A 22,577-nucleotide genomic window follows, 5' to 3' on the forward strand; every position below is an offset into this window, starting at 1 on the left:
CACACTTCGACAGGACACGCCAACCCATGTATGTAGTCGCCATCACGGGCGGGATAGGCAGTGGCAAGACCACGGTCGCCAACCAGTTTGCCGAGCTGGGCATAGAGATCATCGATGCCGATGTGATCGCCCGCGAGGTCGTCGAGCCCGGCATGCCGGCCCTGGCGGCCATCCGCCAGCACTTCGGTGCCGGGGTGCTCGACGAGGAGGGCCGCCTGGACAGGCGCAGGCTGCGCGAGCGGGTCTTCAGCGAGCCCGACGCCAAGGGCTGGCTCAATGCCCTGCTCCACCCTCTTATTCGCCAGGAGATGCAGCGCCAGTGCGCGGCGGCACGCTCCCCCTACTGCCTGCTGGTGGTGCCCCTGCTGGTTGAGAACCGGCTCACCGCCATGGCCGACCGGATCCTGGTGGTCGACGTGGATGAAGAGACCCAGATCACCCGCACCTGCCGACGCGACGGGGTCAGTCGCGCGCAGGCCAAGGCCATCGTCGCCGCCCAGGCGAGTCGAATGGCACGCCTGGCCGCCGCCGACGACATCATAGAGAACCGGGATGGCGCCCCCGAGGCGCTGCGGGAGCGAATTTTGGCCCTGCACCAGACATATCTGGCATTTGCCTCTCAACAAGCCAGGCAAGTGTGAGTACACTAGGCCGGTTTATGGCTGGCCAGGATTAGGCATGATTTACGATTTCCCTCTCAACGAAAAAAGCCGGACCTATCTACGTCTGGAAGCCCTGTTCAACCAGATCCACGACAATCTGACCGGCGAACATCCCTGGTCTCATATCGCCTTCTTCAAGGGGTTGTTCGATCTGCAGGAACTGCTCGAGCGGGGAGACCTGCGCTCGGATCTCATCAAGGATCTCGAGCGGTTGAGCCAGCGGCTCGGCCACTGGGCTGAGCTGCCCGGTGTCGACCTGGAGCAGATCCGGCAGATGCAGCAGGAAAGCAGCCAGCTTTCACGCCAGCTGCTGGGGGCAGCACGCCCCGGCTCTCGCCTGAAAGAGGACAAGTTGCTCAGCTCCATTCGCCAGCGCTTCTCCATCCCGGGCGGCCTCTGCGCCTTCGATGTCCCCCAGCTGCACCACTGGCTGACCACGCCGCCCTCCCTGCGCCACCAGCAGATGGAACAGTGGCTGTGCGACATCCAGCTGCTGATGAGCGCCATCGGCCTCCTGCTGCGGCTGTGGCGCGAGGCGGCCAGTTTCAGCGACCGGGTGGCCAGCAATGGTTTCTTCCAGGACACGGCAGAGAATGCGGAGCTGATCCGCATCCGCCTGCCCCACGCCATGGGGTGCTACCCGACCCTGAGCGGCCACAAGAATCGCTTCGCCCTGCGCTTCCTGCCGACCCAGGATCAGCCCATCGGCGATGTCTCCTTCCAGCTCGCCTGCTGCTAAACTGCGGACGGGAGCCCGGCTCCCGCCCGCCCCCTTCATCTTTTGTCCGCCGAGGAGCCCATGGTCACCAAGGTCAACTGCCCAACCTGTCAAACCCAAGTGGAATGGGGGCCCCAGAGCCCGTTTCGTCCCTTCTGCAGCAAACGCTGCCAGCTGATCGACCTCGGTGAGTGGGCCGATGAAGAGAAGCGGATCCCGGGGGAGATCAACCCGGATCTGCTGCCGGATCCGGATGCCGGCGAGGAGTGGCGCTAGGCGCTGCCGACAACAAAAAAGGGCCCATGGCCCTTTTTTGTTTTACCCTCTCGCCGCGCCCTGCAGCCGCGCGACTATGGGGCCGTTGGCATCGGGAAACTGATACTCGGCCAGCTCCGCCAGCGGTACCCAGCGGCACTCCTGGCCCTCCTTACCAAACGGTTCGCCGCGAAAACGGGTCACCTTCCAGATATCCAGCAGTACCTGCTTCTCCGGGTAGTCGTGATGGAGCTCCATGAAGGGGGCGCAATCCTCGACCCGGATGCCGATCTCCTCCCACAGCTCCCTGTCCAGGGCCGCCAGCAGATCCTCTCCCGCTTCCACCTTGCCCCCCGGGAACTCCCAGCGATCCCCCTGATGGCGATCCGAAGAGCGCTTGGCGATGAAGATGTCACCCCGCTCGTTCTCGATGACGCCGACCGCCACCCATATCCGCTTCTTCTGTTCCATCTCAATCCTCAACCTAAACACGACAACCTGGCGATCCAGGGGGCCAGGCGCCGGGCCTGGCGCTCCCCCTGCGCCGTGAACATATCCTGACCCACATGCTCGCTCCCCTCCGGGGCGGGCAGTGGCCATGGCTGGGCCCCAGGGGGGCTGAAGCAGCGATCCTGGACCAGGCTGCTCTGGCGCAGATAGCGCCACAGACAGTCCCGCAGGAACCACTGGTCGATATTGGGCGTCTCCATGACGCCGGGCCGATAGGCCTCGAGCAGGGGCGCCAGGGGCGGCAATACCCCGGCCACCCCGCCCCACATGCCCGCCAGCACCAGATCGGTGTGGCTCCACCAGTCACGCATGATATGAAACCAGCGCCCCGATGCAAGCCAGCCATCGACGGCGACCCGCTCGCGCACACCCGGCACCGAGTCCACATCCCGCACTAGGAAGCGGCCAACCCCGGGATCATTGGCCACCTGAAAACGCCAGCACAGACGCTGGCGCAGGGACTGGCCATGGGGCTGCATCCGGATTTCGGCGCCCTGCTCCTGCAGGCAGGCCAGCAGCTCCGCCGGCACGCTCTCATCCACATAGAAGCGCAGCCGCCAGCCGGGGTAGAGGTAAGGGGCGGCCAGCACGTTGTCGAGGGCCCCTCTCAGGTAGCGGGGGTTTGCCCCCCACAGGGAGAAGGCGATGACGAAGGGTTTGTCCCCCTGTCCGGCCAGCCAGGCATCCGGCCCCTCTGCCGGCAGTGCCCAGCCCGCGACGGCGTGTCCGGCCGCCTCGTCCTTGAGCCACAGCGCCCGGGTCCCGGCCCGCGCCGCCTCGCCGTGGCGTCCGAGCCTGGCGAGGGAGGTGCAGAGCCCGTCCTGGACCAGGGCGTCTGCCGGATCCCGCGCAGCCAGCTCGGTCAGGTGCGCCACCGCCCTCTCGTGCTGACCCGAGCGCGACAGGCAGACGCACAGGTTGCGCAGCACCTCGTCATTGTCGGGGGCGGCCTCATGGGCCAGGGTCAGCACCTGGGCGGCCGAGGCCGGATCCCCGGACAGGAAGAGGTAATAGGCAAACTGCAGTTGCAGGGGCACCGGCTTGAGCGGTCCCCCGTTCAGCCGTGCCAGCACCCGCTGGATCGCCTCCTGGCGATGGCCCCGCAACCAGTCGCCCTGCGCCTCCCCGTCCCATCCCGTCGGCAGCTTGCTCATCCTCAGCCCTCCTCCTTGATGACCCTCAAATGAATGCACCGCCCGGAGGCGGTGCATTCATCAGCATAGCGCGTCAGGTCAACTGACCGTGACAGTGCTTGTACTTCTTGCCGGAGCCACAGGGGCAGGGGTCGTTGCGACCTATCTTCTGCTCGTCACGCACGAAGGTGGTCCTGGCATCGCCCTCCTCGGCCCCCTCCTGCGCCAGTGGATCCTGGGCGTTGGCATGGGTATAGGTGCGGGGAGCGGCTTCCGCCTGCTGGCGCTGCTGCTCTTCCATCGCCTCCACGTCCCGCTCCTGCACCTGGACCCGGCTCAGTATGCTGACCACGTCGCGCTTGAGGGTCTCCAGCATCTGGGTGAACAGATCGAAGGACTCGCGCTTGTACTCCTGCTTGGGGTTCTTCTGGGCGTAGCCGCGCAGATGGATACCCTGACGCAGGTGATCCATGGCGGCCAGATGCTCCTTCCACAGGCCATCCAGGGTCTGCAGCATCACCGCCTTCTCGAAGTTGCGCAGCACCTCGAAGCCGACCAGCTCTTCCTTGCGGGCATAGAGCTTGGCAGCCTCTTCCAGGATGCGCTCGCGCAGCTTCTCTTCATACAGCTTGTCATCCGCCGCCAGCCACTGCTGGATCGGCAGGACCAGGCCAAAGTCAGAGGCCAGGCGGGTCTCCAGGCCCGGCACGTCCCACATCTCTTCCAGGGACTGGGGCGGAATATATTCGTCGATGACGGCGCCATAGACGTCATCGCGAATGATGCGGATGGTCTCGGAGATGTCGTTGGTTTCCAGCAATTCGTTGCGCTGCTCGTAGACCACCTTGCGCTGGTCGTTGGCCACGTCATCGAATTCCAGCAGGTTCTTGCGGATGTCGAAGTTGCGACCCTCCACCTTGCGCTGGGCATTCTCGATGGCCTTGGTCACCCAGGGGTGCTCGATGGCTTCGCCCTCTTCCATGCCCAGCTTCTTCATCATGCCGGTCACGCGGTCGGAGGCGAAGATCCGCATCAGCTGATCTTCCATGGAGAGGTAGAAGCGGGAGGAACCCGGGTCACCCTGACGACCGGAGCGGCCGCGCAGCTGGTTGTCGATCCGGCGGGATTCGTGACGTTCGGTGCCTATGATGTGCAGGCCACCGGCCTCGAGCACGGCGTCATGACGCAGTTTCCAGGCGGCCTTGATCTCGTTGATCTGTGCCTCGCTCGGAGACTCCAGCGCGGCTATCTCCGCCTGCCAGTTGCCCCCCAGCACGATATCGGTACCCCGACCGGCCATGTTGGTGGCGATGGTGACGGCGCCGGTCTGGCCCGCCTGGGCGACGATCTCCGCCTCCATGGCGTGGAACTTGGCGTTCAACACCTTGTGGGGGATGTTCTCCCTGGTCAGGATGCCGGACAGCAGTTCGGAGTTCTCGATGGAGACGGTACCCACCAGCACCGGCTGGCCGCGCTCGACGCAGCCACGGATGTCCTCGACGATGGCGGCATACTTTTCTTGTGCCGTCAGATAGACCAGGTCGCCCATGTCCTTGCGTACCATGGGACGGTTGGTCGGGATGACCACGGTATCCAGGCCGTAGATCTGCTGGAATTCGAAGGCTTCGGTATCCGCAGTACCGGTCATGCCCGCCAGTTTGTCGTACAGACGGAAGTAGTTCTGGAAGGTGATGGAGGCCAGGGTCTGGTTCTCGTTCTGGATCTTGACCCCTTCCTTCGCCTCGACCGCCTGGTGCAGACCGTCTGACCAGCGACGACCCGGCATGGTGCGGCCGGTGTGCTCGTCGACGATGACGATCTCGTCCTTCTGGACTATGTAGTCGACGTTGCGCTCGAACAGGGTATGGGCCCGCAGACCGGCGTTGACGTGGTGCAGCAGACTGATGTTGGTGGCGGAGAAGAGGGAGTCTTCCTCTGCCAGCAGCCCCTCTTTCTTGAGCAGCTCTTCCACGAAGATCTGGCCGTTCTCGGTCAGCAGCGCCTGGCGGTTCTTCTCGTCCACCGTGTAGTGGCCGTCGCCGGTGTACTCTTCCGAATCTTCCTTGTCCTGCTTGACCAGCAGCGGGATCAGCTTGTTGATCTGGATATACATCGCGGAGCTGTCTTCCGCCGGACCCGAGATGATGAGCGGGGTGCGCGCCTCATCGATGAGCACGGAATCCACCTCATCCACCAGGGCGTAGTTGAGCGGGCGCTGCACCCGCTGCTCGGGCGAAAACGCCATGTTGTCGCGCAGGTAGTCGAAACCGAATTCGTTGTTGGTACCGTAGGTGATGTCGGCGGCGTAGGCGTCGCGCTTCTGGGACGCATCCATGCCGGGCACGTTGCAATCCACGGTCAGGCCGAGGAAGGTGAACAGGGGGCGGTTCGCCTCCGCATCACGCTTGGCCAGATAGTCGTTCACCGTCACCACGTGCACGCCGCGACCGGTCAGGGCATTCAGATAGGCCGGCAGGGTCGCGGTGAGGGTCTTGCCTTCGCCCGTCTTCATCTCGGCGATGCGGTTGGAGTTGAGCACCATGCCACCGATCAGCTGGACGTCAAAGTGACGCATGCCAAAGACCCGGCGAGACGCCTCGCGCACCGTGGCGAACGCTTCCGGCAACAACTGTTCAAGCGTCTCCCCCTGCTCCAGACGCTGACGGTACTCGGCCGTCTTGGCCTGCAGCTCGGCATCGGACAGCGCCTCGAACTGAGGCTCCATCGCATTGATCTGTTTTACAATTTTGCGCAAAGCCTTGAGCGTTCTGTCGTTCCGGCTGCCGATAATCTTGGTAAGCAGTGTGCTAATCATGGGTACCAACTATTTCTGGTTATAAGGTTCCGTCACTGGAACTGGAGAGAAAAAAACCTAACCCCGTCTGGCATTGAGAAATCGACTGGGGTTGACCTGACGACCATCTTTCAACACTTCGTAATGCAAATGAACCCCGGTCGCGCGACCGGTACGTCCCATCAGGGCTATCTTCTGACCCTGATCGACTAGCGTGCCCACCTCCACCAGCAGCTTGGAGTTGTGGGCATAACGGGTCACCAGGCCATTGCCGTGGTTGACCTCCACCATGTTGCCAAATTCCGGGTGACGCCCAGCCCAGCTGACGATCCCCTTGCCGGTCGCCAGTATGGGGGTGCCCGGCTTGCCACGAAAATCCACTCCCTTGTGCATCTTGGCGCGGCCGTTGAAAGGATCGACCCGGCCACCAAACCCCGAGCTGATCCAGACTCGCTCCTGCTGCACCGGCGAGCCAGAGATGAACCCCGCGTCAGTGATATGGTGATTGAGCATGAAAGATTCAAGTACCGACAGCTGTTCTTCGCGGCTGCTGAGCTGTTTGCTGAGGTGGGCCATGGAGCTTTGCAGCTCATCCAGGTTCACCTCGAGATCGGCATCATAGGAGGGGCCGCCCATGGGAGGCAGCTCTTTGAAGTTGAATTCGTCCGGATCGAGATCCGCCTGTTCGGTCAGGCGCTCGCCGAGGGCATTGAGCCGACCGAGCTGGCCCTGCATGGTGCCCACCTGAGCCGCCAGCATGGCGAGCTGTTCACGGGCCTGCTCGGTAGTTTGACTCGCCTGCTGCTGCTCTGCTTGAACCAGCGCCAGCTCGAGGGCAGCCATTTTCTGATGCCAGCTCTGCCATAGCAGGACAGACCCTAGCACCAGAATAGAAAGAAAGAGACCGCCGACCCAGGCCAGACGTTGTTTGGGGAAGTGCAGCTTGCGCCGCTGCTTGCCATTGAGGATCAGGGTAATGCTCATAGAAATCTGTCTTCTCGGTCAGGTGAGGCCAGCAGCCTGCACGGGCAATAAAACCGGGAGATAATCGGTATTAAAGGATGGAATAAACAAATGACAGGACGTCGGCGCGGAGAGGAGACCGACGTCCTGTTGCACAGCTATCAGGCCAGAACCAGACCGTTGTCGTAGTAAGCGATCGGCGCTTTGTCGCCCTCACCCTCGAAGGTCACCAGTTCCCATGCCTCCTGCTGGGCCAGCAGGGCACGCAGCAGCTTGTTGTTCAGGGCATGGCCCGTCTTGTAGGCGCGGAATTCGCCGATGATGCTGCGGTTGCACATGTACAGATCACCGATGGCATCCAGCATCTTGTGCTTGACGAACTCGTCTTCGTAGCGCAAACCATCTTCGTTCAGCACCCGATAGTCATCCAGCACCACGGCGTTTTCCAGGCTTCCGCCCAGGGCCAGGTTCTGGGAACGCAGGTATTCGATGTCACGCATGAAACCGAAGGTACGGGCCCGGCTGATCTCTTTGACGAAAGAGGCGCCGGAGAAATCCAGTACACAACGCTGGTTGCGGCCTTCGAACACAGGGTGCTGGAAGTCGATCTCGAGATCCATTTTGAAGCCGTTGCGATAGGGGTGGAATTCCGCCCACTTGTCGCCGTCTTCAACCCGGATGCTCTGCTTGATCCGCACGAATTGCTTGGGCGCATTCTGTTCACGGATCCCGACTTCCTGCAGCAGGTAGATGAAGGGGTGTGCACTGCCGTCCATCACCGGGATTTCGGGGGCATCAACCTCGACGTAGAGGTTGTCGATCCCCATCCCGGCCAGGGCAGCGGAGAGGTGCTCTATGGTGGAGACACGCACACCGGCCTCATTGACCAGAGCGGTACAGAGTACGGTATCGCGCACCTGGTCGGCATTGGCTGGCAGCTCTACCACAGGATTCAGATCGGTACGCAAGTAAACGATCCCTGTGTTCACAGGTGCCGGACGGAACGTCATCGTGACTTTCCGGCCCGAATGCAGGCCCACACCAGTGGCCTGGACACTCGTTTTCAAGGTTCTTTGTCTAATCATGGGCGTATCCACAGCTAAATTCCGGACCAGATGGTCGTTGACGGGCCATCTTAGCACATTCCTTAAACAACAAACAAACCAGCCTCGTTAGAGGCTTAGTCTGCCTGCTTGCGCAGGAAAGCCGGAATATCGAGATAATCCGGTTCGCGACGAGCTTGCGGCTCGGCGTTCACCACCTTGGCCGGGGCCTCTTCCATCACGCGAGACTGCAGGGCTTCGCTGATCAGAGGCTGACGGGCCGGACGCTCCTGGACCATGTTGTTTTTTACGAGCGTGATGTCGCTCTTGCGCTCGGCACCGATGCCGGTCGCGACCACGGTCACCCGCAGCTCGTCCTGCATCTCCGGGTCGATAACGGTACCCACCACCACGGTAGCGTTCTCGGAGGCGAAGGCCTTGACCGCGTTGCCCACGGTCTCGAACTCTTCGATGGTCATGTCCATGCCGGCGGTGATGTTGACCAGGATGCCACGGGCACCGGCCAGATCCACGTCTTCCAGCAGCGGGCTGGAGATGGCCTTCTCGGCCGCTTCCTCGGCACGGTCGTCACCGGAGGCGGAACCCGTCCCCATCATGGCGGTGCCCATCTCGCGCATCACGGTACGCACGTCCGCGAAGTCGACGTTGATGAGGCCAGGACGGGTGATCAGCTCCGCAATGCCCTGTACCGCACCCAGCAGCACGTCGTTGGCCGCCTTGAAGGCGTCCAGCAGGGAGATGCCACGACCCAGCACCTTCAGCAGCTTGTCGTTGGGGATGGTGATCAGGGAGTCGACGTTCTTGGACAGCTCCTCGATACCGTGGGCGGCGAAGCCCATCCGCTTCTTCCCTTCGAAGGAGAACGGCTTGGTCACGACGGCAACGGTCAGAATGCCCATCTCGCGGGCCACTTCGGCCACGATGGGGGCGGCGCCGGTACCGGTACCCCCCCCCATGCCGGCGGCGATGAACACCATGTCTGAACCGGTCAGCAGCTCGCGCAGTGCTTCCCTGTCTTCCATGGCGGCATCGCGACCCACTTCCGGGTTGGCCCCGGCACCCAGACCCTTGGTGATGCCACCGCCGATCTGCAATGTGGTGTTGGCACTGGAGTTGCGCAGTGCCTGGGCGTCGGTGTTGACGGTAATGAACTCAACACCCTCGATGTTTTGACGAACCATGTGTTCGACGGCGTTACCACCGCCGCCACCCACGCCAATCACCTTGATGACGGCTTCGTCCGTGTGGCTATCCATAAATTCAAACATGTTGTCTCTCCGCTTTATTTGCCTGACTCAGCAAAATCTTTTAGAACTCGCCGCGCAACCAGTTGCTGACCCGTTTGACCAGCCCACCGACGCTTGCCTTGGCGGTGTAATCGTTGCTACTGCCTGTGGATTGATGGGTACGGCCGTATTGCAGCAACCCGACCGCGGTCGAGTAGACTGGTGCCTGCACGTAATCGCTCAATCCGCGCACATTCATGGGTTCACCGACCCGGACCTGGCACTGGAACAACTGCTCTGCGCACTCCACTATGCCTTCGATCTGGGCAGCACCGCCTGTCAGTACTACGCCGGCGGCCAGCTGATGCTTGACCCCCTGCTGTTTCAATTCACTCTGCACCTTCACCAGCTCGTCATTGATCATGGAGAGCAGCTCGGTGTAGCGGGGCTCGATCACCTCGGCCAGGGTCTGCCGTTGCAGACTGCGGGCCGGGCGTCCACCGACGCTGGGCACCTCTATGTTGTCTTCCTTGCTCACCAGGCGGCCGAGGGCGCAGCCGTAGCGCACCTTGATGGCCTCGGCGTCCAGGGGCGGCGTACCGAAGGCGTAGGCGATGTCGCTGGTGACTGTGCTGCCGGCATACGGGATCACCTTGGTGTGACGCAGGGCACCGCCGGTAAACAGCGACATGTCCATGGTGCCGCCACCTATGTCCACCACGCAGACACCCAGCTCCTTCTCGTCTTCGGTCAGCACCGCATAGCTGGAAGCCAGGGCCGAGAAGATCAGCTGATCCACCCGCAGTCCCACCTTCTCCACACACTTCTCGATGTTGCGAGCCATGTCGTTGTGGCAGGTGATCAGGTGCACCTTGGCGGCCATCCGCACCCCGGACAGGCCGACCGGGTTCTTGATGCCCTCCTGATAGTCGATGGCGAACTCCTGGGGCAGCACGTGCAGCACCCGCAGTTCGTCAGACAGACGCACCGACTTGGCGGTATGGATGACGTTGTCCACGTCCTCCTGGGTCACCTCCTCGTCGGAGATGGGCACCATGCCGGTCTCGTTGCGGCAATCGATGTGCTTGCCGGACAGCCCCAGATAGACGGAGCTTATCTGGCAGTCTGCCATCATCTCGGCCTCTTCCACCGCGCGGCGCAGGGACTTGACCACGGAATCCAGATCGTTGACCCCGCCCTTGTCCATGCCGCGGGAGGTATGGCTGCCCATGCCGATGACATTGAGCTCACCGTCCGGCAGCACTTCGCCCACCAGAACCGCCACCTTGGTAGTGCCGATATCCAGCCCGACAATCAGATTTCTATCTGCGGTTTTGGTCATGCGCTTTCTCTTCGTTCTTCTTCCAGCCAACCGCCATCCCGGTGTCGTATCGAAGGTCCACATAAGCCACTTGCTCACGGGGTTCGATGACAGGGAAGACATCGATAAATCGCTGCAGACGGAGCGCCATATCCGAGCGCCCCACAAACAGCTGAATATTGTTATCCAGCGTCAGCTCCCAGCCGTAACGGGGGGTCAGATTGACCGCCTCCAGCTTGTAGCCACGCTCTGCCAGCTGCGCCTCGAACTGACGGCTGGTCTCCAGTACCTTGGCCGCCTGATCATCCGGACCGGACAGCTGCATCAAGGGGCTCTTCACCCTGTTGGGGGCGCTGAACACCTCCCCCTTGGCATTGACGAAGCGGTTGCCGTTCCAGCGGGCCGCCACCGCCTGCTCGGTGAGGTAGACCTTGATCTTGTCGGGCCATTTCTTGCGTACCGACACCTGGGCTACCCAGGGCAGGGCCGTCAAGCGCTCCTGCAGTTCATTCACATCCAGCTCGAAGAAGTTGCGCGGCGCATCGCCATCGAGCACGGCACTGCGCAACTCCTCCGCCTTGATATATTGGTGTTGCCCCTGTACCAGCAAGGCACTGATGGGCAACCGGTTGGCATCTGTCAGCCACTCTTTAACATCCAGCGCGCTCTGGTAGAGCCCCATCATCACCAGGAGGAAAAACATGACCCCTATGATGAAGCCACCCTTGGTGCGCCCTTGTGCCCTTGCCTCCACCCGTCATATCCCCGTAAAACGCGGCCAGGCCGCCTGCCGGGCCGGGTGCGCCATTATATAGGCCCCGGCTTGGCGGTCAAAATACTCATTAGGCCCTCAGGCGCCGGATTTCATGCTCTCTATGCTCAATTTCATCTCCCCCAGACGGCGGGCCAGGGCGCCCACGTTGCCGGCCCCCTGGGTCAGCACCAGATCCCCCTCGCCGATGAGGTCCGCCAGCACGGCGGGCACATCTTCCGGGGTCGCGACAAACACCGGCTCCAGGTTGCCACGGGAGCGGATGGAGCGGCACAGGGCGCGGCCATCGGCCCCCGGGATCGGCTCCTCGCCGGCGGCATAGACCTCCAGCATCACCAGCACATCCACCTTGGAAAGCACATCGGCGAAATCCTCGTAGAGATCCCGGGTGCGGCTGTAGCGGTGGGGCTGGAACACCATCACCAGCCGCTTCTCGGGCCAGCCGGCGCGGGCGGCATTGATGGTCACCTTCACCTCGCTCGGGTGATGGCCATAGTCGTCCACCAGCATGGCCTTGCCACGCCCGGTCTCGAATTCCCCATATTGCTGGAAGCGGCGCCCCACCCCTTCGAACTTGGCCAGGGCATTGATGATGGCCTCATCGCTGACGCCATCTTCGGTCGCGACCGCGATGGCGGCGGCGGCGTTGAGGGCGTTATGCACCCCCGGCAGATTCAGGGTGACGGTCAGCTCGCCGGCATCTTTGCGACGCACCCGGAAGCGGCTGCGGTTGCTGGTCTGCACGAAATCCAGCACCTGCACATCAGCATCGTCGCACAGGCCATAGGTCAGGGTCGGGCGCGCGATCTCAGGCAGCATGCCACGGATCACGGGATCGTCAACACATACCACGGCCAAGCCGTAAAAAGGCAGGTTGTGGAGGAACTCGATGAAGGTGGCCTTCAGTCTGGAGAAGTCGCCGCCATAGGTGTCCATGTGATCCGCTTCGATGTTGGTCACGATGGAGACCATGGGTTGCAGATGCAGGAAAGAGGCATCGCTCTCGTCCGCCTCGGCGATCAGATAGCGACTGCTGCCCAGGCGCGCATTGGTACCTGCGCTGTTGAGCAGGCCGCCGATGACGAAGGTGGGATCCCTGTCCGCTTCGGCATAGATGCTGGCCACCAGGCTGGTGGTAGTGGTCTTGCCGTGGGTGCCTGCGATGGCGATGCCGTGGCGAAAACGCATCAGCTCCGCCAGCATCTCGGCGCGGCGCACCACCGGAATGCGCTGCTCCCGGGCAGCCAGCAGCTCGGGGTTGTCGGCCCTGATGGCGGTGGAGACCACCACCACGCTGGCGCCATCCACATGTTCGGCGCTGTGACCGATGCAGATCTGGGCTCCCAGGCTGGCGAGCCGCTCGGTCACCCCGTTGGTGGCCAGATCCGAGCCGGAGACCTGATAGCCCTCGTTGGCCAGCACCTCGGCAATGCCCCCCATGCCCGCGCCACCTATGCCGATAAAGTGGATGCGGCGCACGCGGCGCATTTCGGGGATCACGGTACGCAGTTTTGCCAGTTCAACCTTGTTCATATTTCTCTCTTTACTCTGCCGCCAGTCCCGCGCTCATCTGCAACGGGTGCTGCGGCCTCAATACATTGAGGGGTAAGACGGCACGGCTTGGCCTGTGCAGTCTTGATCAGCATGCCTTGTCACCGGTGGCGAGCCGTTTGCACTCATCGGCAACCCGCTCTGCGGCATCGACAATGGCGACGCGCCGCGCCGCCTTGGCCATGTTCAGCAATATGTCCCTGCGCCCGGCCAGCCAGGCGAGACGCGCCGCCAGGGTCGCCTGGCTCAGCTCTGACTGGGGCAGAAATTCGGCCGCCCCGCCGTCGACCAGGGTCAGGGCGTTGCGGGTCTGGTGATCGTCCACCGCATGGGGCAGCGGCACGAAGATGGCGGCTACACCGGCGGCGGCCACCTCGGAGACGGTCAGGGCCCCGGCGCGGCACACCACCAGATCGGCCCAGGCGTAGGCATCGGCCATCTCCTTGATGAAGTCGCTCACCTCGGCCTCCTGGCCCAGGGCGGCATAGGCAGCGGCGACGGCGTCCCGGTTGCCCTTGCCGGTCTGGTGACGCACAGCGATGGGCACGCCGGCGGCGGCGACCGCGGCGGGCACCTGTTCGTTGAGCACCCGGGCCCCCAGGCTGCCCCCGATGACCAGCAGGCGCAGTGGCGCGGCCCGGCTGCCGATGCGGCTGGCCGGATCCGGCAGGTTGACCACCTCGGGCCGTACCGGGTTGCCCACCACGGCGGTGCGGCGACTCGGTGCAAATGCCCCCGGGAAGGCCATCAGGACACGACTGGCGATGCGGGCCAACAGCTTGTTGGTCATGCCGGCGGCGGCATTCTGCTCATGGAGCAGCAAGGGGATGCCAGACAGCCAGGCCGCCACGCCGCCCGGGCCTGAGGCGAAGCCCCCCATGCCGAGCACCACGTCCGGCTTGATCGTCTTCAATACCCGACGTGCCTGCAGGATGGATTTGACGATGCGATAGGGGGCCACCAGCAGCCGTTTGAGGCCATTGCCACGCACCCCCTGGATGTCGATGAAGGAGATGGGGTAGCCGTGGGCCGGCACCAGCTCGGCCTCCATCCGGTCGGCGGTGCCGAGCCAGTGGATGCGCCAGCCCTGGGCCCTGAGCCTGTCGGCCACCGCCAAGCCGGGAAACACATGGCCCCCGGTACCACCGGCCATCACCAACAACGTCTTGCTACTCACGCAACCTCCCGCACACGCGCCTGGGCACTGGCCTGACGCAATTCGAAATCGATCCGGATCAACATGCTCACCGCCACCGTCATGATGATGAGACTGGAGCCGCCATAACTGACCAGCGGCAGGGTCAGCCCCTTGGTCGGCATCATGCCGCTGGCCGCGCCGACGTTGACGAAGGTCTGAAAGCTGAACCAGATGCCGATGCCGATGGCCAGATAGCCCTCGTAGAGCTTGTCGGCCACCAGGGCCTGGTGGCCCAGCTTGAGGGCCTTGATCGCCAGGGCAAAGATGAGGAAGAGGGCACCCAGCACGCCGAGGTAGCCCAGCTCCTCCCCCAGGATGGCGAACACGAAGTCGGTGTGGGCCTCCGGCAGGTACTCCATCTTCTGGATCGAGTTGCCGAGTCCCTCCCCCAGCCAGCTGCCGCGACCGAACGCCATCAGGGACTGGGTCAGCTGATAGCCGCTGCCGAACGGATCGGCCCAGGGATCGAGGAAAGAGGTGACCCGCCGCATCCGGTAGGGCTCTGCGATGATCAGGGTCACCACGGCGCTGATCCCCACCAGGATGAGACCGATGAACTGCACCATGCGGGCGCCGGCCAGGAACAGCATGCCCAGCGAGGTGACGAACATCACGATCACCGAGCCCAGATCCGGCTGGGCAAGCAGCAGCACGGCCACCAGAAACAGCACCGCCATCGGCTTCATGAAGCCGATGAAGCGCTCGCGCACCTCGCTCTGGCGCCGCACCAGGTAGCCTGCCAGATAGACGAACAGCGCCAGCTTGCCGAACTCCGCCGGTTGCAGGTTGAAGGGACCGAGCGGCAACCAGCGCACCGAACCGTTGACGCTGCGCCCCACCAGCAGCACCAGCACCAGCATCAGGATGGCCAGCAGCAGCATGGGGCCGTTGTAGTGTTGCCAGCGGGCCATGGGCACCTGCAACACGAACCAGGAGATACCCAGCGCCATCACCAGGAACATGCCGTGGCGCTTGACGAACATGAAGGGATCCCCCGCCAGGGCGATCCCTTCCGGAATGGAGGCGGAGGCCACGATCACCAGCCCCACCGTCATCAGGGAGAGGGCCAGCACCACCAGCTGCCGATCGTAGAGCGCACCCGGCCTGGCGGGAAGCAGGAGCCGCTGCAGCAAGCCGAGGGTCGCGCGCAGGGCGTTCATAAGGCGAGTACCAGCTCGGTGAAACGATCGCCACGGGCTTCGAAGGAGGCGAACTGATCCAGGCTGGCGCAGGCGGGAGCAAGGAGCACCCAGTCACCGGGCCTGGCGTCCCGCGCCGCCTTGGCGACGGCGGCATCCAGGTCCGTCACCCGCTCGGTCTGCTCACCCAGGGCCAGCAGCAGCTCGGCATCCTGGCCGAAGCAGTACATATGATCTATCTGGTGGCCGAGCAGCGCCTGCACCGGGCCGAAATCCTGCCCCTTGCCCTGGCCGCCGGCCAGCAGCAGCAGGCGTCCCTTGACCGATTCCCGCACCCCGGCCACGGCGGCCAGGGTGGCCCCCACGTTGGTGGCCTTGGAGTCGTTGATCCAGCGCACCCCGTTCACCTCGCGCACGAAGCGGGCACGATGGGGCAGGCCCTCGAAGCGGCGCAGCACGGCGAGCTGGGGTTCGCGGGGGATGCCGACCGCATCGCACAGGGCCATGGCCGCCAGGGCGTTGGCCTGATTGTGGGCCCCCACTATCTTCATCTCACTCACCGGGATAAGCGGCTCGCCATGGAGGGTCAGCCAGAGCTCGCCATCGAACTCGCCCCGACCATAGGCATTGCCGTCGAGGCCGAAGCTGCTCCAGAGTTCGCCCACGTCGGGCAGGGTCAGGGCATCGTCCCGGTTGACCAGGATGTGCTGGGAGTGCTGATGGATCTCCTGCTTGGCGGCGCGGTAATCGGCCATGCCGGCATAGCGATCCATGTGATCCTCACTGAGATTGAGCACCACGGAGGCGGCGGCACGCAGACTGTGGGTGGTCTCGAGCTGGAAGCTGGACAGCTCCAGCACGCAGAGATCCATGGGCTGCTTGAGCAGGCTCAGGGCCGGGGTACCTATGTTGCCGCCAACGCCCACCTTGAGCCCCGCCTCGGCGATCATCTCGCCTACCAGGGTGGTGACCGTGCTCTTGCCGTTGGAGCCCGTGATGGCGATGACGGGGGTACTGGTCTCGCGCACGAACAGCTCTATGTCACCGACGATGTCGATGCCACGCTCGGCGGCGGCTTTCAGGGCCGGGGTCGCCAGGGCAATGCCCGGGCTCGCGACGATGAGGTGTGCCTGGGCGAGCAGGGCTTCATCCAGCCCCTCATGCAGTTCGACCCCTGCCGGCAGCTTGTCGCGGCCGGGGGGATTCTTGCGGGTGTCCATCACCAGGGGCGTGACGCCACGGCCGAGGAAGTAATCGACGCAGGAGAGACCGGTTTTTCCCAAACCCAGGATGATGACCATGATCAACGCACCTTCAGGGTGGCGAGACCCAGCAGCACCAGCATCAGGGTGATGATCCAGAACCGCACTATGACCCGCGGCTCCGGCCAGCCCTTCTTCTCGTAGTGGTGATGAATGGGGGCCATGCGGAAGATGCGCACCCCCCGCAGCTTGTAGGATCCCACCTGCAGGATCACCGAGACCGTCTCCATCACGAAGACGCCGCCCATGATCACCAGCAGGAACTCCTGGCGCACCAGCACGGCGATGGTGCCGAGCGCACCGCCAAGGGCCAGGGAACCCACGTCCCCCATGAACACCTGGGCCGGATAGGTGTTGAACCAGAGAAAGCCGAGGCCCGCGCCCACGATGGCGGTACAGACGATCACCAGCTCGGAGGTGTAGGGCACATAGGGAATGTGCAGGTAGTTGGCGAAGTTGACGTTGCCGGTAGCCCAGGCGATGAGGGCAAAGCCTCCCGCCACCATGACGGTGGGCATGATGGCCAGACCGTCGAGACCATCGGTCAGATTGACCGCGTTGGAGGTACCGACGATGACGAAGTAGGTCAGCAGGATGAACATCAGGCCGAGCTGGGGCATCACGTCCTTGAGGAAGGGCACCACCAGCTGGGTCTGGCCGTCGTGGGTCGCGGTGGCATAGAGGAACACCGCCACCCCCAGGGCAACGGCGGATTGCCAGAAGTACTTCCAGCGGGCGATCAGGCCGTCGGTATTCTTGCGCACCACCTTGAGGTAGTCGTCGGCAAAGCCGATGGCGCCGTAGGCACCGAGCACGAAAAGCACCAGCCAGACATAGGGATTGTCGAGACGGCTCCAGAGCAGTACCGAGATGAAGATGGCCGCAATGATCATCAGGCCCCCCATGGTCGGGGTACCCCGCTTGCTGAGGTGGGACTCGGGGCCGTCGTTGCGGATCACCTGGCCGAATTTGAGGATCTGCAGGCGGCGGATGAGGCGCGGCCCCATCCAGAGCGCCACCACCAGGCCGGTGATGATCGACAGGATGGCGCGAAACGTCAGATAGGAGAAGACGTTGAAGAAGGTGAAGTGCGGGGTGAGCAGTTCTGCCAGCCAGACTAGCATGAGGCTTGCTCCTGATGGTCGGCGACCATGTTGACGATATCTTCCATGCGGGAACCCCGCGCCCCTTTCACCAGAATGGCGATGGTTTGTTCTGTCGTGATCATCTGTGCCAGCACGTCATAGAGAGACGCCTTGTTATCGAAATGTCGGCCGCCCGCAGCGTTTGCGGTATGACGGCTCTCCTCGCCGACCGTGAGCACGGCATCCAGCCCGCACGCGCGGGCATGGCGGCCGACCCGGGCGTGCTGCTCGGCCGAGCCCTCACCCAGTTCTCGCATGTCGCCAAACACCAGCACCTTGTAGCCGCCCATGGCGGTCAGGGCATCGATGCCCGCCAGCACGGACTCCACGCTGGCGTTGTAGGTGTCGTCAATCAGGGTCAGGCCACCCCAGCGGCGCACGCAAAAGCGCCCCTTGACCGGTGCCATCTGCTCCAGCCCCGCCTTGACAGAGTCGAGCGAGGCCCCCAGCGCCAGGGTCCCGGCGGCGGCAGCCAGGGCGTTGGCCACGTTGTGACGACCGGGAATGGCCAGGGTCAGGCTCACTTCCCCCTGGGGGGTCACCATGACGAATTCGGCGCACCCTTCCTGATTGAGCACTATGTCGCGGGCATGGAAGGGTTGGCTCTGATCCTCGAGGGAGAAGGCGCAACGGATGCCCTTCTCCCGCCACCTGGGCCAGAACTCGTTGTCGGCATTGACGATGGCGCTGCCGCCCTCGCCCAGCCCTTCGAAGATCTCGCTCTTGGCGTGGAACACCCCTTCCAGGGAGCCGAAGCCTTCCAGGTGCGCGGCGGCCACGTTGTTGATGATGGCGGCATCGGGCCGGGCCAGGGAGGTGGTCCAGGCGATCTCCCCCGGGTGGTTGGCTCCCAGCTCCATCACGGCAAAGCGGTGCTGCGGCTCGAGGCGCAGCAGGGTGAGGGGCACCCCCACCTCGTTGTTGAAGTTGCCGGCGGTGGCCAGCACCTCCCCCTCACAGCGCAGGATGGCGGTCGCCATCTCCTTCACCGTGGTCTTGCCGCAGCTGCCGGTGATGGCCAGCACTTTCGGGTTGATGCGCTCGCGCACCAGCTTGCCGAGGCGACCCAGCCCCTTGAGGCTGTCGGCCACCACCAGCTGGGGGATGGCCAGGGGCAGTTCACGCTCCACCAGCAGGGCAGAGGCCCCCGCCAGCACCGCCTGCTCGCAGAAATCGTGGGCGTCGAACCGCTCGCCGCGCAGGGCCACGAACAGGGCACCGGCGCCCAGGGTGCGGGTATCGGTGCTGACGGCGGTGATCTCGTGATCGCCGCCGATCAGGCGGGCATCGAGCGCCCGGGCCAGTTCGGCAAGCCTGAGGGTCATCATCTGAATGACTCCATTAATGTGTGCAACGCGGCCGCGACGGTTTCCCGGTCGCTGTAGTGCCGCTTGTCTTTGCCAATGATCTGATAATCCTCGTGACCCTTACCGGCCACCAGGATGATGTCCTCTTTGCTCGCCTGCGCCAGCGCCAGCCCTATGGCCTTGACCCTGTCGTGCTCTATGGTCACGGCGCCAGGATCGGCAAGACCCGCCACCATGTCGGCCATGATGCGGGCCGGCGATTCGGTACGGGGATTGTCATCGGTCAGGATCACGCAGTCCGCATGCAGCTCGGCCACGGCGGCCATCATGGGACGCTTGCCGCGATCGCGGTCGCCACCGCAACCGACGATGCACCACAGCCGCCCCTCGCAGTGCACCCGCAGGGCCTGCAGCGCCTTCTCCAGCGCATCCGGGGTGTGGGCATAATCGACCACCGCCAGCGGTGCATCGCCGCCGCCGAAACACTCCATGCGACCCGTCACCCCCTGCAGGCGGGGGGCGGTGGCGATCAGCTGCTCGAACTCGTGACCGAGCACCAGCATGACCCCCATGGCCGCCAGCACATTGCTGACGTTGAAGCGGCCAAGCAAGGGGGCGGATAATACACCATTCCCCCAGCTGGAGTTAATGGCTGAACTGAATCCCTGCTGATGAAATTGGGGATGCTGCGCCGTCAACTGTCGCCCAGGGTGGTTTTCAATCGGGCCATTGGTGCCGAAGGCCACCGCCTGGGGATAACGGGCCAGCCATTCGTGCCCCAGCGGGTCGTCATCATTGATGAGGGCACAGTGCTCATCGACCTGCTTGAGCAGCAGCTCCTTGGCCTCGCCATAGGCGGCCATGGAGCCGTGATAGTCGAGATGATCCCGGCTCAGGTTGGTGAAGACGGTGGCGGCGAAGTGGAGATCTTCTACCCTGTGCTGCACCAGACCATGGCTGGAGACCTCCATGGCCACCAGGCTGGCGCCCTGATCGCGCAGGGCGGCCAGATTGGCCTGCACCTCGAGGGCGCTGCCCGTGGTGTTGGCCGCTTCCGCCAGCTCGCCGAACAGGCCATTGCCTATGGTGCCCATGACGGCCGCCTTGCCGGCCCCCGTCTGCTCGGCGAGCAGGCTGTGCCAGTTGGCCACCAGCAGCGCCGTGGTGCTCTTGCCATTGGTGCCCGTGATGCCTATCAGCTGCAGCGCCCTGGCCGGATCGCCGAAGAAGCGTCCGGCCAGGGCACTGAGCCTGACCGGCAGATCGCCCATGCCGATGCAGGGGATCGCCAGCACAGGGGGCACGAAGCTGCCGTCATCCTCGAACAGCACGGCGCTCGCCCCCTGGGCCACCGCCTGCCCGATGAACTGCCTGCCGTCGGTCTGATGCCCCTTGAGTGCCACGAACAGGCAACCAGGGCCGACTCGTCGGCTGTCGAGCTGCATGTCGGTCAGGGGCAACGCCCCGGCTTCGAGACCGAAGGGGCGCACCAGGGCATCAAGTGTGAGGGACAACGGCGGCCTCCAGTCGGGCGAGTGAGGGGGGCGGCGCATTGGGCACCGCATCGGGACGAATGTTGTAGAGCTGCAGCACGCCGCCCATGGCCTCGGCAAAGGGCGGTGTCGCGACGGCACCGCCGTAGTAGGCCTTGCCCTTGGGTTCATTGACCACCACCACCATGACGAAGCGGGGGTTGCTGGCCGGGGCGAAGCCGGCAAACCAGGCCATGTAGTCCTTGCCATAGCCACCGGCGACAGCGACCTTGGCGGTACCACTCTTGCCGCCGATGCGATAGCCGGGCACCTTGGCCTTGGGAATGGCGTTGTCGACCACGAACTCCAGGGCCTGCATCATGGCCTTGGCATTGTTGTGGTCGATGACCTGCTCACCCTGGGGCGCCTTGTCCACCTTGATGGTGGAGATGGGCACCCGCTTGCCCTGGTTGGCCAGGGTGGCATAGGCCGAGGCCAGCTGCAGCGGGGTCACCCGCAGGCCATAGCCGAACGACAGGGTGGCACGTTCGATATCGGACCAGCGCCGGCGCTGGGGCAGCATCCCCAGGCTCTCGCCGATCAGGCCGCTGCCGGTGTCATTGCCAAAGCCGAACAGGCTGAGGGTGTTGATCATCTCCTGGGCCGGCATGCGCAGGGCGATACGGGACATGCCGATGTTGGAGGAGTAACGCAAGATGTCGAACAGGTTGTTGGCGCTGTGGATGCTGACATCGCGGATCTGCTTGGCCCCGATATAGAGGGGCCCGCCCTGGATGTGGTCCTTCCAGCTCGTCACCCCGGCCTGCAGGGCGCTGAGCAGGATCAGCGGCTTGATGGTGGACCCCGGCTCGTAGGTATCCGTCACCACCCGGTTGCGTACCCGGAAGCTCTGGTACTGACCCCGGTTGTTCGGGTTGTAGGAGGGGGTATTGACCATGGCCAGCACCTCCCCTGTCTTCACATCCAGCATCACCAGGGAACCGGACGTCGCCTTGTTCTCGTCGGTGGCCCGTTTCAGGGCGCGATAGGCCAGGGCCTGCACCCGCTGATCGATGCTCAGGGCCAGGTTGTTGGCGTTCTTGCCCTCCTTGACCACGCCGAGCCGCTCTATGACCCGGCCCTGCCTGTCCTTGCGCACCCGCTGCTCGCCCGGGGTCGCGCTCAGCCACTGATCGTAGCTGCGCTCTATCCCCTCTATGCCATGGCCATCTATGTTGGTCACCCCCACCAGGTGGGCGCTGATCTCCCCCGTTGGGTAGAAACGGCGCGACTCGGGACGCAGGAAGACGCCCCCCAGCTTGAGGCCCTTGATGTATTCGGCCACGGCAGGGGTCACCTGGCGTTGCAGATAGACGAAGCGCTTCTTGGGGTTGGAGATGCGGTGCTTGAGGGTGTTGATGTCGACCTTGAGCACGGCGGAGAGGGCCAGCCAGGCCCGCTCGTTGTGGATGGAGCCTGACTCGTGGACCGTCTTGGGATCGGCCCACACCGCTTCGACCGGCACAGATACCGCCAGCTGCTCGCCGTTGCGATCCGTGATCATGCCGCGCACCGCCTGGGTCGAGGTGGTCCGCAGGGAGCGCATGTCCCCCTCCTGGCGCAACCGGTCCGGGCTTATCACCTGGATCCAGGCCAGACGCAGGATCAAGCCGACAAACGCTATCCCGATGAACAACACCAGGGTGCGAAAACGCCACGGATAGAGTGACGGGGCTTTGGCCTGCGCCTTGGCGGGCGTCTTGCGTTTCATGGTTGGCTGATTACCTTCTCGGTGGTCACCAGGGGGCGAGCCATCTGCAACTTGTCCATGGCCAGTGCCGCCACCCGGGAGTGCTCGGCCAGGGTGCCCTGCTCCAGCAAGAGGTGGCGCCACTCTATGTTGAGCCTGTCCTCCTCGGCCATGAGATCGTTCTGGGTCGAGGTCATGACCCGGGTCATGTTGGTCACCAGGATCACCGCAAAACAGGTGACCAGCACGGCAATGGCCAGGGCCAGCTGCAGCTTGTGGCGCCAGAGGTCCTGAACTATCTCCTTGCCGAGGTGGACGCGAAATTCACTCATGGC

At 63.8% G+C, this 22,577-nt stretch carries 20 protein-coding genes; 3 read left to right on the forward strand and 17 right to left on the reverse strand.

Annotation, left to right across the window (positions count from 1 at the left end; all coding sequences use genetic code 11):
• Positions 1 to 26 precede the first annotated feature (26 nt).
• The 3 genes from coaE to yacG are packed head-to-tail and all read left to right on the forward strand — an operon-like array spanning position 27 to position 1,656.
• Entirely contained in the window at positions 27 to 641 is a 615-nt protein-coding gene (coaE, locus tag ACEUCR_RS13740) for a dephospho-CoA kinase (RefSeq protein ID WP_408790837.1), read from the forward strand.
• A 37-nt stretch (positions 642 to 678) separates the two neighbouring features.
• A complete protein-coding gene (zapD, locus tag ACEUCR_RS13745; protein ID WP_042001709.1) occupies positions 679 to 1,401 on the forward strand; it encodes a cell division protein ZapD in 723 nt (240 codons plus the stop codon).
• Between the two features lie 60 nt (positions 1,402 to 1,461).
• Entirely contained in the window at positions 1,462 to 1,656 is a 195-nt protein-coding gene (gene yacG / locus ACEUCR_RS13750; protein WP_042001707.1) for a DNA gyrase inhibitor YacG, read from the forward strand.
• A 42-nt stretch (positions 1,657 to 1,698) separates the two neighbouring features.
• Here yacG and mutT read toward each other — a convergent pair whose 3' ends face one another.
• The 17 genes from mutT to ftsL form a co-directional block, all read right to left on the reverse strand.
• Entirely contained in the window at positions 1,699 to 2,106 is a 408-nt protein-coding gene (mutT, locus tag ACEUCR_RS13755) for an 8-oxo-dGTP diphosphatase MutT (RefSeq protein WP_042001705.1), read from the reverse strand.
• 8 nt (positions 2,107 to 2,114) lie between these two features.
• The gene (locus tag ACEUCR_RS13760; RefSeq protein WP_408790840.1) at positions 2,115 to 3,299 is read right to left on the reverse strand and encodes a tetratricopeptide repeat protein; all 1,185 of its coding nucleotides are present in this window, start codon (positions 3,297 to 3,299) and stop codon (positions 2,115 to 2,117) included.
• Between the two features lie 73 nt (positions 3,300 to 3,372).
• Complete coding sequence (gene secA, locus ACEUCR_RS13765) at positions 3,373 to 6,093, reverse strand: preprotein translocase subunit SecA (RefSeq protein WP_392441348.1); 2,721 nt, start codon at positions 6,091 to 6,093, stop codon at positions 3,373 to 3,375.
• Between the two features lie 57 nt (positions 6,094 to 6,150).
• A complete protein-coding gene (locus ACEUCR_RS13770) occupies positions 6,151 to 7,056 on the reverse strand; it encodes a M23 family metallopeptidase (RefSeq protein WP_042001699.1) in 906 nt (301 codons plus the stop codon).
• Positions 7,057 to 7,196: 140 nt separating this feature from the next.
• Positions 7,197 to 8,120 carry a UDP-3-O-acyl-N-acetylglucosamine deacetylase gene (gene lpxC / locus ACEUCR_RS13775; RefSeq protein ID WP_042001696.1) on the reverse strand — a complete coding sequence of 308 codons (924 nt, stop codon included), beginning with the start codon at positions 8,118 to 8,120 and terminating at the stop codon, positions 7,197 to 7,199.
• Between the two features lie 95 nt (positions 8,121 to 8,215).
• Positions 8,216 to 9,367, reverse strand: coding sequence for a cell division protein FtsZ (ftsZ, locus tag ACEUCR_RS13780; RefSeq protein ID WP_042001693.1), 1,152 nt, complete (start codon positions 9,365 to 9,367; stop codon positions 8,216 to 8,218).
• 40 nt (positions 9,368 to 9,407) lie between these two features.
• Positions 9,408 to 10,667, reverse strand: coding sequence for a cell division protein FtsA (gene ftsA / locus ACEUCR_RS13785; RefSeq protein WP_042001690.1), 1,260 nt, complete (start codon positions 10,665 to 10,667; stop codon positions 9,408 to 9,410).
• The gene (locus tag ACEUCR_RS13790; protein ID WP_042001687.1) at positions 10,648 to 11,400 is read right to left on the reverse strand and encodes a cell division protein FtsQ/DivIB; all 753 of its coding nucleotides are present in this window, start codon (positions 11,398 to 11,400) and stop codon (positions 10,648 to 10,650) included. Before ACEUCR_RS13790 ends, ftsA begins: the two co-directional genes overlap by 20 nt.
• A 96-nt stretch (positions 11,401 to 11,496) precedes the next feature.
• The gene (murC, locus tag ACEUCR_RS13795) at positions 11,497 to 12,951 is read right to left on the reverse strand and encodes a UDP-N-acetylmuramate--L-alanine ligase (RefSeq protein ID WP_042001685.1); all 1,455 of its coding nucleotides are present in this window, start codon (positions 12,949 to 12,951) and stop codon (positions 11,497 to 11,499) included.
• Positions 12,952 to 13,057: 106 nt separating this feature from the next.
• On the reverse strand, positions 13,058 to 14,146 hold the full coding sequence (gene murG / locus ACEUCR_RS13800) for an undecaprenyldiphospho-muramoylpentapeptide beta-N-acetylglucosaminyltransferase (protein ID WP_258955568.1): 1,089 nt from the start codon (positions 14,144 to 14,146) through the stop codon (positions 13,058 to 13,060).
• Complete coding sequence (ftsW, locus tag ACEUCR_RS13805; RefSeq protein WP_042001679.1) at positions 14,143 to 15,327, reverse strand: cell division protein FtsW; 1,185 nt, start codon at positions 15,325 to 15,327, stop codon at positions 14,143 to 14,145. Before ftsW ends, murG begins: the two co-directional genes overlap by 4 nt.
• Positions 15,324 to 16,607, reverse strand: a complete 1,284-nt coding sequence (murD, locus tag ACEUCR_RS13810) for a UDP-N-acetylmuramoyl-L-alanine--D-glutamate ligase (protein WP_408790844.1) — start codon at positions 16,605 to 16,607, stop codon at positions 15,324 to 15,326. Before murD ends, ftsW begins: the two co-directional genes overlap by 4 nt.
• Positions 16,608 to 16,609: 2 nt before the next feature.
• Entirely contained in the window at positions 16,610 to 17,692 is a 1,083-nt protein-coding gene (gene mraY, locus ACEUCR_RS13815) for a phospho-N-acetylmuramoyl-pentapeptide-transferase (RefSeq protein WP_111873093.1), read from the reverse strand.
• Complete coding sequence (locus ACEUCR_RS13820) at positions 17,686 to 19,041, reverse strand: UDP-N-acetylmuramoyl-tripeptide--D-alanyl-D-alanine ligase (protein ID WP_408790847.1); 1,356 nt, start codon at positions 19,039 to 19,041, stop codon at positions 17,686 to 17,688. Before ACEUCR_RS13820 ends, mraY begins: the two co-directional genes overlap by 7 nt.
• A complete protein-coding gene (gene murE / locus ACEUCR_RS13825; protein ID WP_408790850.1) occupies positions 19,038 to 20,534 on the reverse strand; it encodes a UDP-N-acetylmuramoyl-L-alanyl-D-glutamate--2,6-diaminopimelate ligase in 1,497 nt (498 codons plus the stop codon). Before murE ends, ACEUCR_RS13820 begins: the two co-directional genes overlap by 4 nt.
• Positions 20,518 to 22,263 carry a penicillin-binding transpeptidase domain-containing protein gene (locus tag ACEUCR_RS13830; protein WP_111873090.1) on the reverse strand — a complete coding sequence of 582 codons (1,746 nt, stop codon included), beginning with the start codon at positions 22,261 to 22,263 and terminating at the stop codon, positions 20,518 to 20,520. The genes murE and ACEUCR_RS13830 overlap by 17 nt, the downstream gene beginning before the upstream one ends.
• Complete coding sequence (ftsL, locus tag ACEUCR_RS13835) at positions 22,260 to 22,574, reverse strand: cell division protein FtsL (protein ID WP_042001660.1); 315 nt, start codon at positions 22,572 to 22,574, stop codon at positions 22,260 to 22,262. Before ftsL ends, ACEUCR_RS13830 begins: the two co-directional genes overlap by 4 nt.
• Positions 22,575 to 22,577: the final 3 nt, after the last annotated feature.

The sequence above is a fragment of the Aeromonas bivalvium genome (assembly GCF_046078285.1).
In the GTDB taxonomy this organism is placed as follows: Bacteria; Pseudomonadota; Gammaproteobacteria; order Enterobacterales; family Aeromonadaceae; genus Aeromonas; species Aeromonas bivalvium.

Bases quoted from the DNA above. Each gene is read 5' to 3' on its own strand.
- zapD (WP_042001709.1), top strand. From the start codon at position 679: ATGATTTACGATTTCCCTCTCAACGAAAAAAGCCGGACCTATCTACGT.
- mraY (WP_111873093.1), bottom strand. From the start codon at position 17,692: ATGCTAGTCTGGCTGGCAGAACTGCTCACCCCGCACTTCACCTTCTTC.
- mutT (WP_042001705.1), bottom strand. From the start codon at position 2,106: ATGGAACAGAAGAAGCGGATATGGGTGGCGGTCGGCGTCATCGAGAAC.
- ftsW (WP_042001679.1), bottom strand. From the start codon at position 15,327: ATGAACGCCCTGCGCGCGACCCTCGGCTTGCTGCAGCGGCTCCTGCTT.
- ACEUCR_RS13820 (WP_408790847.1), bottom strand. From the start codon at position 19,041: ATGATGACCCTCAGGCTTGCCGAACTGGCCCGGGCGCTCGATGCCCGC.
- secA (WP_392441348.1), bottom strand. From the start codon at position 6,093: ATGATTAGCACACTGCTTACCAAGATTATCGGCAGCCGGAACGACAGA.
- ACEUCR_RS13760 (WP_408790840.1), bottom strand. From the start codon at position 3,299: ATGAGCAAGCTGCCGACGGGATGGGACGGGGAGGCGCAGGGCGACTGG.
- murD (WP_408790844.1), bottom strand. From the start codon at position 16,607: ATGGTCATCATCCTGGGTTTGGGAAAAACCGGTCTCTCCTGCGTCGAT.
- yacG (WP_042001707.1), top strand. From the start codon at position 1,462: ATGGTCACCAAGGTCAACTGCCCAACCTGTCAAACCCAAGTGGAATGG.
- ftsZ (WP_042001693.1), bottom strand. From the start codon at position 9,367: ATGTTTGAATTTATGGATAGCCACACGGACGAAGCCGTCATCAAGGTG.
- coaE (WP_408790837.1), top strand. From the start codon at position 27: ATGTATGTAGTCGCCATCACGGGCGGGATAGGCAGTGGCAAGACCACG.
- ACEUCR_RS13770 (WP_042001699.1), bottom strand. From the start codon at position 7,056: ATGAGCATTACCCTGATCCTCAATGGCAAGCAGCGGCGCAAGCTGCAC.
- ftsL (WP_042001660.1), bottom strand. From the start codon at position 22,574: ATGAGTGAATTTCGCGTCCACCTCGGCAAGGAGATAGTTCAGGACCTC.
- murC (WP_042001685.1), bottom strand. From the start codon at position 12,951: ATGAACAAGGTTGAACTGGCAAAACTGCGTACCGTGATCCCCGAAATG.
- lpxC (WP_042001696.1), bottom strand. From the start codon at position 8,120: ATGATTAGACAAAGAACCTTGAAAACGAGTGTCCAGGCCACTGGTGTG.
- ACEUCR_RS13830 (WP_111873090.1), bottom strand. From the start codon at position 22,263: ATGAAACGCAAGACGCCCGCCAAGGCGCAGGCCAAAGCCCCGTCACTC.
- ftsA (WP_042001690.1), bottom strand. From the start codon at position 10,667: ATGACCAAAACCGCAGATAGAAATCTGATTGTCGGGCTGGATATCGGC.